Source organism: Dehalogenimonas sp. THU2, assembly GCF_039749495.1.
In the GTDB taxonomy this organism is placed as follows: domain Bacteria; phylum Chloroflexota; class Dehalococcoidia; order Dehalococcoidales; family Dehalococcoidaceae; genus Dehalogenimonas.
This window is the reverse complement of the sequence record NZ_JBDLLU010000010.1, coordinates 73,506-81,482: the sequence shown is the minus strand read 5'-3', so window position 1 is coordinate 81,482 and position 7,977 is coordinate 73,506. Positions and strand designations below refer to the sequence as shown.

The following is a 7,977-nucleotide window of genomic DNA, read 5'->3' as shown; positions in this document are numbered from 1 at the left end:
TGATCTGCCGTCATGTCTGACCGGGTCCGCCCTGGACGCGTCGGTGCGGGCGGCGCGGCTTTCCCCGGAACCGGATTCGACTCAATTATCGAAACCCACGATTAGCCTAAAGCTGAGCGACGGAATTGTTTTATGAATTTTCATTTTCTAGACCGCGGCCAATGTCGCCACAATCATAGCTGAACACTCATCGATGATCCTGCCCCATTGAACGATTGCCCAATGAATGGCATAATAGGAGCTTATGAAGATACTTTGCATCGGCGATATCATCGGCAAACCGGGACGGCGCGCCGTCATGGAGATTCTGCCCGCCCTGAAACTGGGGTTGGGCGTGGATGTGGTTATCGCCAACGGCGAGAACTCCGCCGGCGGCATCGGCCTGACCCCGGATGTTGCCGAGGAACTCTTTTCCTACGGCGTCGACGCCATCACTTCCGGCAACCACATCTGGTCGCAGATGGAGATTCTGCCGATGCTGGAAGGCGACGCGCCGGTGGTGCGGCCGCTGAACTTTCCTCCGGACGTGCCGGGTAAGGGCTACACCTCGGTCAAGGGCGTGCTGGTGGTCAGCCTCATGGGCCGCACCTTCATCAACAACCTGGTGGACTGCCCCTTCCGCGCAATGGACCGCCTGCTGGATGAACTCAAAACACCCCCCAAGCATATCATCGTCGATTTTCACGCCGAGGCTACCTCGGAGAAGCAGGCCATGGGCTGGTACCTGGACGGCCGGGTCACCGGCGTGGTCGGCACCCACACCCACGTCGGCACGGTGGACGCCCGGGTCCTGCCCGGCGGCACCGCCAGTGTCTCGGATATCGGCATGGTGGGGCCATGGGAATCCATCATCGGCGACAACAAGGACGACGTCTTGAAGCGCTTCCTGACTGGCATCCCCAACCGCCTGGCGGTGGGCAAGGGGCGAGTCACTTTCAACTCCGTGCTCATAACCACCGACGCCGGCGGCCGGGCTATCGGCATCGAACGCGTCGACCGCGAAACGGCGGCTTTGGCGTGAACAGCCTGGTAGATCTGCACCTGCACTCCACCGCCTCCGACGGTGTTTTCCCTCCGGCCGAGGTGGTCCGTAAGGCCGCGGCGCGGAAACTCCGATATATGGCTCTGACCGACCACGATTCGGTGGACGGTATCGCCGAGGCGCTGGCCGAGGGTGAGAAGCATCCCTGCCTGACGGTCATCCCCGGTGTGGAGATATCCACCGATATCGCCGCGGGCGACGTCCATATCCTGGGCTATTTCATCAACTGGCAGGACGCGACGCTCAAACGGCAACTGGCGGGCATGCGGGATTCACGGGAAGAACGCGGCCTGGCCATGGTGGAGAAACTGGCTGAGCTGGGCATGCCACTGGAGTGGTCCCGGATCAAGGAGATCGCCGGCGACGCCGTCATCGGCCGCCCGCACATCGCCCAGGCGATGGTGGAAAAGGGCTACATCTCCTATATCGGCGAAGCCTTCGAGAAGTACATCAGCCGCGACGGACCGGCCTACGCCGAACGCATCAAGCTCGATCCCGCCGGCGCCGTCGCCCTCATCAAGGCGGCCGGGGGACTGGCGGTGATGGCTCATCCGCTGACGCTGCCCAACGCCGAAGAAATGATCAAAGAACTGGCGGCTGCGGGGCTGACCGGCATCGAGGTTTATTACGCCAGCTACCGTGAATATGAGATAGAACGGCTGAAACGCTGGGCTGAAAAATACGGCCTGGTAGCCACCGGCGGCACCGACTATCACGGCCTGGATCCCGCCACCGAAACAATGATCGGCGGTCAGCACGTACCTCTCTCCGCGGTCGAGGGCTTGCTAGCCCGGCTGCCCGGTGCGAAGACCTAGATTACTACTATTTGGAGTGAATATGTTTGTCGTCCTGGCGATAGTCGCCTACCTGATCGGCAGCATCCCCTTAGCCTATATCATCGCCCGCTGGACCCGGGGCGTCGATCTCCGCAAGTTCGGTTCCGGGAACGTCGGTTCCTCCAATGTGATACAGGCCACGTCGAAACGCTGGGCAGTGCCGGTCATAATCTTCGACCTGGGCAAGGGTTTGCTGGCGGTTTGGCTGGCACGCTGGGCCGGGTTGGAGATGGCGCAACAACTGATCGTCGGCCTCGCCGCCATCATCGGCCAGATCTGGCCGGTTTTCCTGAGTTTTCGGGGCGGACGGGGTAACCTTACTAGCCTGGGCATGATCCTGGGTGTCTCGCCGCTGTTGGGATTGGTGGTCATGTCCGTGGCTTTATCCGGCATGCCTTTCAAGAAACTATCGCTGACTGTTTTCATCGCCCTGTTATCTCTGCCATTACTGGCCTATTATCTGGCCGATTTCTTCAACATCGCCGAGCCGGGACTGGTGAGCGCCGGAATGGCCGCCATAACCCTCATCACCCTGGGGCGGCGGCTCATCGGCCGGCGCTCTGAACTGGCCGCGGGACTGTCATCGGTAGAACTGCTGACCAACCGGCTGCTCTTCGACCGCGATATCCGCGACCGGAAAACCTGGATAACCCGCCCGGAGAACAACGGCGCTAAGGCCTTGAGTTAAATAAATCATCGCCCGGTTTTGAGCCTTGGAATTTTGAATTTTAGAAATTGTTTAGACATTAGATATTAGGTATTAGGATTTAGAGCGATGCGTAAAGTAGCCGTGATCGGCGCCGGTCAGACGAAGTTTTCCGGCGCCCAGAGTCTGAGCCTGACCGAACTTTTTGCCGAAGCCGCCTCCGAAGCCATGGCCGACGCCCATATCGAGGCGCGGGACGTCAAAGCCCTTTTTATCGGCAACGCCCTGGGTGACTTCGCCGAGGGCCAGGGCATGGCGCCCGCCTTCATCGCCGACTACATCGGCACCATGAACGTGCCGGCCAACCGCTACGACGGCGCCTGCGCCTCGGCTTCGATGGCCATCCGCGACGCCTTCCTGCTGGTCGCTAACGGGGTGTACGACATCGTCATCGCCGGCGGCGTCGAGCGCGCCGCCTCGCTGGGCACTCCCCTAGCCACCCGCACCTTCGCCATGTTCTCGGATTCCCGCTACGAGTTCCCGGCAGGAATGACTTTCCCCGGCGTTTTTGCCCTCCTCGCCCACCGCTACGCCGCCCGCTACGGGTTGCCTATCGAGAAGTTGAAAGAGCAGATGGCCCAGGTTTCGGTCCAGTCCTACCAGCGCGGCCTGCATAATCCCAAAGCCCATCTGCGCAAGTCTGTCACTACTGCCGATGTCCTGAAGAGCTTCACCGTGGCCTCACCGATCCAACTGCACGACTGTTGCCCCTTCTCCGACGGCGCCGCCGCCCTGGTCATCGCCGCTGAGGACAAGGCACAGGTGCTGTCATCAAAACCGGTCTATTTCGCCGGCGTCGGGCAGGCTTCCTCCGGCCCGCTGGCATCACAGGGGGGTTATCTGCCTCGCCTTAAAGCCCGGGAACTGTCGGCTAAACAGGCTTATGACATGGCCGGTCTGACCCCTGCGGACATCGACGTTTGTGAACTGCACGACTGCTTCTCCATCGCCAGCATCATCGCCGCCGAAGGCCTCGGCTTCTTCGACCCCGGCACCGCCGGCGAGGCCTGGCTCCGCGGCGAGGCAGATATCGGCGGCAAAGTGGCTATCAACCCATCCGGCGGCCTTAAAAGCAAGGGCCACCCCATCGGCGCCACCGGCGCGGCGCAGGTCTATGAGATCGTCCGCCAGCTCCGGGGTGAGGTGGAAGCGGAACGGCAGGTGCCGGACGCCGCCATCGGCATGACCGATACCCTGGGCGGCGACGGCGGTACCATGGTTAGCCTGATTTTGAAGCGAGGCTGGTGATGACGATAAAGCTGTCTTTCAAAGAGTACGACGCGGCGCTGCGGGAAAACCGGTTGATGGGCCTGAAATGCGGCCGCTGCCAGGAGACTTTGTGCCCGCCGCGGGGCGCCTGCGCTCATTGCGGATCCACCGATCTTGAGCCTGTCGAGCTTTCCGGCCGGGGCAAGATCGCCAGTTTCACCACCCTCTTCGTGGCGGCGGAAGGCCGCGATCAGGAACTGCCGTATGCTCTGGCGCTGGTGGCCCTGGAAGAAGGACCGCACCTCATCGGGCGCATCGATACCGCCTGTCCGGACAAGCTGGATATGAGCGTCATCGGTAAAAACGTGACCACCGCACACGCGGTTTTCGGGGGGGACAAATACTCCGCCGGGGATGCGGCCTACCCGTTATTTAAACTCGCCGATTAACCAGGCCGGTATTCGGCAAAGCTTTCCGGCGATTCCCAGACGGTCACCGAATCAAGCGTTGCGCCCTCGATGTTTGGCTTGAGTTCTTCGTAAATTGTTCTGGCGATATTCTCCGCCGAGGGGTTGATCTTATCGAACGGCGGCACGTCGTTCAGGAGGGTATGGTCGTAGCAGGCCAGCAGTGGTTTCAATACAGCTTTCAGATCGGTGAAATCGTAAGCCAGCCCGACCTCGTTGAGATCGGTCGCTGAAAGCTTGACCGCTACCTTATAGCGATGCCCGTGCAGGTTTTCACACTTGCCAGCATAGCCGCGGAGGAAATGAGCGGCGTCGAAATGGCTTTCAACACTGACGTAATACATCGGTTTACCTCCCGGAGCCTTCACCGGTCATTGTATCGCGGGAAGGGCCGGGGGCGCTAGTCTGCGCCGAGACCGAGATAACGCCTGCGGGCGTCTTCGTTCTCGAGGATGGTGGCCGCATCGCCTTCCAGTGCCAGGCGCCCGGTCACCAGCACATAGGCGCGGCGGGCGAAGGCCAGGATGCGGCGGGTATTCTGCTCGATGATCATGAGGGCGGTGCCGGACTCATTGATGATGCGCAGTTTTTCCACAATGGTTTCCACCGCCTTGTGGGACAGCGAGGCCAGCGGTTCATCGAGAAGCAGAGCGCGCGGGTTGGCCATCATCGCGCGGGCGATAGCCAGCATCTGCCGCTCACCGCCGGAAAGGCTGCCGGCGTAAAACTTCTTCCGCCGCTCCAGCTCCGGGAACATCTGGTACATGCGCTCGATGTCCTGTTTGACCCCAGCGGCATCATGGCGGACGTAGGCGCCCATCTCCAGGTTCTCCTGGATGGTCAGATTGGCGAAGACATTATCCGTCTGGGAGACGTAGCCCAGGCCCATGGCCACGGTCTTGTCGGACGTCATGCCAGTGATATCCCGGCCGTCGAAAACGACCTTGCCGTCAAAAAGCCGGGCAAACCCGAGCAGGCTTTTCAGCAGGGTCGATTTACCAGAGCCATTAGGCCCGACGATAGCCACGCTGCCGCCGTATTCGAGGTGCAAAGACACATCATTGACGATGTGCACATCGCCGTAGCCGGCCTTGATGCCGGTGGCCGTCAGGATATCGCTCATTCCTGCCCTCCCCGGCTGCCGATATAAACATCAAAGAAAATGGGATCGTTGACCACCTGCTTAGGCTCACCTTGCAACGCGATCTTACCCCTGTCCATGACATAGACCCAATCGGTGTAAGCCATCAGGAGTTCCAGCCGGTGCTCGATGATGAAAAAGCTCATGCCTTTTTCGCGCTTGAGCTTGTCCAGTTCCTGGAAGATCTGCTTGCCCAGCACCGGATTGACACCCGCCGCCGGTTCGTCGAGAAGCAGCAGGTCTGGTTCCGCCATCAGGGAGCGGCCGATCTCCAGCAGTTTCTGCTGGCCGCCGGACATCTCGCCGGCCTTGGAAAAAGTAAGGTGACTGATGTTCAGGAGTTCCAGCAGTTCCATGGCGCGGATGGCCAGGCGTTCCTCATCCCGGTGCCATTTGCCGCGGCGGAAAAGTGAGTTGAATAGCTTGTCACCCGGCTGGTTACGGGCGGCGATGATCATGTTGTCCAGCACGGTCATGGTGGGGAAGAGGCGCGGGAACTGAAAGGCGTTGCTCATACCCAGGTCGAAGATCTGATGCGGCGCCATTTTTTCGATATGCCGGCCGGCGAAGGTGACGCGGCCGCCGTCGGAAGGACGCAGACCGTAAATCGAAGAAAGCAGCGTCGTCTTGCCACAGCCATTGGGTCCGACTAAACCGACGAACTTGCCGCGCCCGACCTCCAGGTCGACCCCGGCCACGGCACATAATCCGCCGTAGTTCTTGACCAGGCCTTCTACTTTGAGGAGGGGTTCAGCCATCGCATGGCCCTCCTGGTTCCCAGAGTATTGATCTTGCTTTCCTTGAACAGGCCGCTGGGGCGGACCATCAGGATGGTGATGATGATCACCCCGAAGAGGATATTTTGCAGATTGGTGGGGTCGATAGGCAGCGTGACGTAGTCCTTGAGGATGATGGTGCCCCGCTCGAAGAGCTGCACCGCCGCCGCACCGACGATGACGCCGATGTTGCTGGCCGGACCGCCCAGAATAACCATCATCCAGATAGTGAAGGTGATGATGGGCAGGAAGGACTCCGGGGCGATATAACCGACAAAGTTGGCGAAGAGGGCGCCACCGAGACCGGCCATGGCCGAGCCGATCATGAAGATCTGGCTCTTATAGGTGATGCGGTTCTTGCCGATGGCGTCGGCGGCGATCTGATCTTCCCGGAGAGCGCGCATGATGCGGCCGAAAGGAGAATTGGCTAGGAGCGTCATGAACACGAAGCAGACGGCCAGCAGGCCGAATACCAGCGCCAGGTTCATCCACAGCCCGGCGGTGAAGTTACCGGCGGCAAAAACCGGCGGGATGCTGATGCCCCATACGCCATTGGCCAGCCAATCCTCGGATTTGATGAAAATACGCAGTATCTCACCGAAGGTGAGCGTCACGATAGCTAAATAGTCCTCACGCAAGCGGATGGCCGGCAGCGACACCAGCAGTCCGAAGATGGAGGAGATAAGGGTGGCCAGCGCAAGGGCTACCGGCCAGGGCACCCCGGCTTGAACCAGGAGAGCGTAGCTGTAGGCGCCGATCATGAAGAAGGCCACTTTGCCGAAGTTGGCCAGGCCGGTATAGCCGTACTCGGCGTTGAGCGACAGGGCCACGATGGCAAAAATGCCGATATAGACCAGCGCGTTTATGCCGTATATGAGTATCGGATCCATCAGTTACCCTTGAACGCCTTCGCCAAGCCCTGCGGACGGAAAATGAGCACCACGATCAGAATGACAAACGGAATGGCCATGCGGTATTCGGTAGACAAGCCCGCCTGGGACAACAGCACGACACCAATATTCTCAGCCAGGCCGATGATAATGGCGGCGACGATGGCGCCGTAGAAACTGCCGATGCCGCCCAGTACTGCCACAGCGAAGGTCGGCAGCAGGATATCCCAGCCCAAGTAGGGTGAAAGCCGGGTTTCCACACCACGGAACAGTCCGGCGATGCCGGCCAACCCGGCGGACACGAACCAGGTGATGACCAGGACGCGGGTGGTGTTGATACCGGCGGAAAGCGCCAGCTTGGGATTGGAGGCGGTGGCGCGGATGGCCTTACCGATCTTGGTCTTGGTCAATACTAAATGGAGACCCACGCCGACGACCACGGCGGTGAAGATAAGGATAAGCCAGTTCAGACTAATCCTGAGCGGACCGACATCGTAAGCCGGCCAGACTATGTTGAAGGTCAGCGGGGAAAACCCCCAGATCTCGCCGATGGAATGACGCAGGATAAAACCCAGGGCCATCGAGGCCACCATCAGGTGGATCAGGCTGGCGCCGCGGTCTGCCAGGGGTTTGAAGATACCCCGGTAGCTGAGATAACCGATCAGACCGGATACGGCGAAGGCGAAGACGAAAGCCAGGGGCAGCGGGGCGCCCAGTTGCTCGGCAACAAAGTAGCCGATGAAACCGCCGAGCGCCATGATCTCGGCGTGGGCGAAATTGGGAAAGCGGGCCAGACCATACACCAGCGTCAGCGCTACTGCTGAGATGAGGTACAGGCTCCCGGTAACCGCGGAATTAAATAGAATCTGTGCCCAGTTCAATCATTGTTACGCCGTAAAAAATCCGCGTA

At 60.2% G+C, this 7,977-nt stretch carries 10 protein-coding genes; 5 read left to right on the top strand and 5 right to left on the bottom strand.

Going from position 1 to position 7,977, the window contains the following annotated elements; all coding sequences use genetic code 11:
- The first annotated feature begins 244 nt into the window (after positions 1 to 244).
- The 5 genes from ABFB09_RS06725 (at position 245) to ABFB09_RS06705 (ending at position 4,242) form a co-directional block, all read left to right on the top strand.
- Positions 245 to 1,021: a TIGR00282 family metallophosphoesterase gene (locus tag ABFB09_RS06725; RefSeq protein WP_347000733.1), complete on the top strand. Its 777-nt coding sequence runs from the start codon at positions 245 to 247 to the stop codon at positions 1,019 to 1,021.
- Positions 1,018 to 1,857, top strand: a complete 840-nt coding sequence (locus ABFB09_RS06720; protein ID WP_347000732.1) for a PHP domain-containing protein — start codon at positions 1,018 to 1,020, stop codon at positions 1,855 to 1,857. The genes ABFB09_RS06725 and ABFB09_RS06720 overlap by 4 nt, the downstream gene beginning before the upstream one ends.
- Positions 1,858 to 1,879: 22 nt before the next feature.
- Positions 1,880 to 2,566, top strand: a complete 687-nt coding sequence (locus ABFB09_RS06715; protein WP_347000731.1) for a glycerol-3-phosphate acyltransferase — start codon at positions 1,880 to 1,882, stop codon at positions 2,564 to 2,566.
- A gap of 87 nt (positions 2,567 to 2,653) precedes the next feature.
- On the top strand, positions 2,654 to 3,832 hold the full coding sequence (locus tag ABFB09_RS06710; RefSeq protein WP_347000730.1) for a propanoyl-CoA acyltransferase: 1,179 nt from the start codon (positions 2,654 to 2,656) through the stop codon (positions 3,830 to 3,832).
- Positions 3,832 to 4,242 (top strand): Zn-ribbon domain-containing OB-fold protein, encoded by a 411-nt coding sequence (locus ABFB09_RS06705; RefSeq protein WP_347000729.1) that lies wholly within the window; start codon positions 3,832 to 3,834, stop codon positions 4,240 to 4,242. Before ABFB09_RS06710 ends, ABFB09_RS06705 begins: the two co-directional genes overlap by 1 nt.
- Here ABFB09_RS06705 and queD read toward each other — a convergent pair.
- From queD to ABFB09_RS06680, 5 genes are read right to left on the bottom strand one after another with little or no spacing between them, the layout of a single operon-like run.
- On the bottom strand, positions 4,239 to 4,604 hold the full coding sequence (gene queD, locus ABFB09_RS06700; protein WP_347000728.1) for a 6-carboxytetrahydropterin synthase QueD: 366 nt from the start codon (positions 4,602 to 4,604) through the stop codon (positions 4,239 to 4,241). The two genes, ABFB09_RS06705 and queD, sit on opposite strands and share 4 nt — an antisense overlap.
- 56 nt (positions 4,605 to 4,660) lie before the next feature.
- Positions 4,661 to 5,383, bottom strand: coding sequence for an ABC transporter ATP-binding protein (locus tag ABFB09_RS06695; RefSeq protein ID WP_347000727.1), 723 nt, complete (start codon positions 5,381 to 5,383; stop codon positions 4,661 to 4,663).
- Positions 5,380 to 6,159: an ABC transporter ATP-binding protein gene (locus ABFB09_RS06690; RefSeq protein WP_347000726.1), complete on the bottom strand. Its 780-nt coding sequence runs from the start codon at positions 6,157 to 6,159 to the stop codon at positions 5,380 to 5,382. The genes ABFB09_RS06695 and ABFB09_RS06690 overlap by 4 nt, the downstream gene beginning before the upstream one ends.
- Positions 6,135 to 7,067 (bottom strand): branched-chain amino acid ABC transporter permease, encoded by a 933-nt coding sequence (locus ABFB09_RS06685; protein WP_347000725.1) that lies wholly within the window; start codon positions 7,065 to 7,067, stop codon positions 6,135 to 6,137. Before ABFB09_RS06685 ends, ABFB09_RS06690 begins: the two co-directional genes overlap by 25 nt.
- Positions 7,067 to 7,948: a branched-chain amino acid ABC transporter permease gene (locus ABFB09_RS06680; RefSeq protein WP_347000724.1), complete on the bottom strand. Its 882-nt coding sequence runs from the start codon at positions 7,946 to 7,948 to the stop codon at positions 7,067 to 7,069. The genes ABFB09_RS06685 and ABFB09_RS06680 overlap by 1 nt, the downstream gene beginning before the upstream one ends.
- Between the last annotated feature and the right edge of the window lie 29 nt (positions 7,949 to 7,977).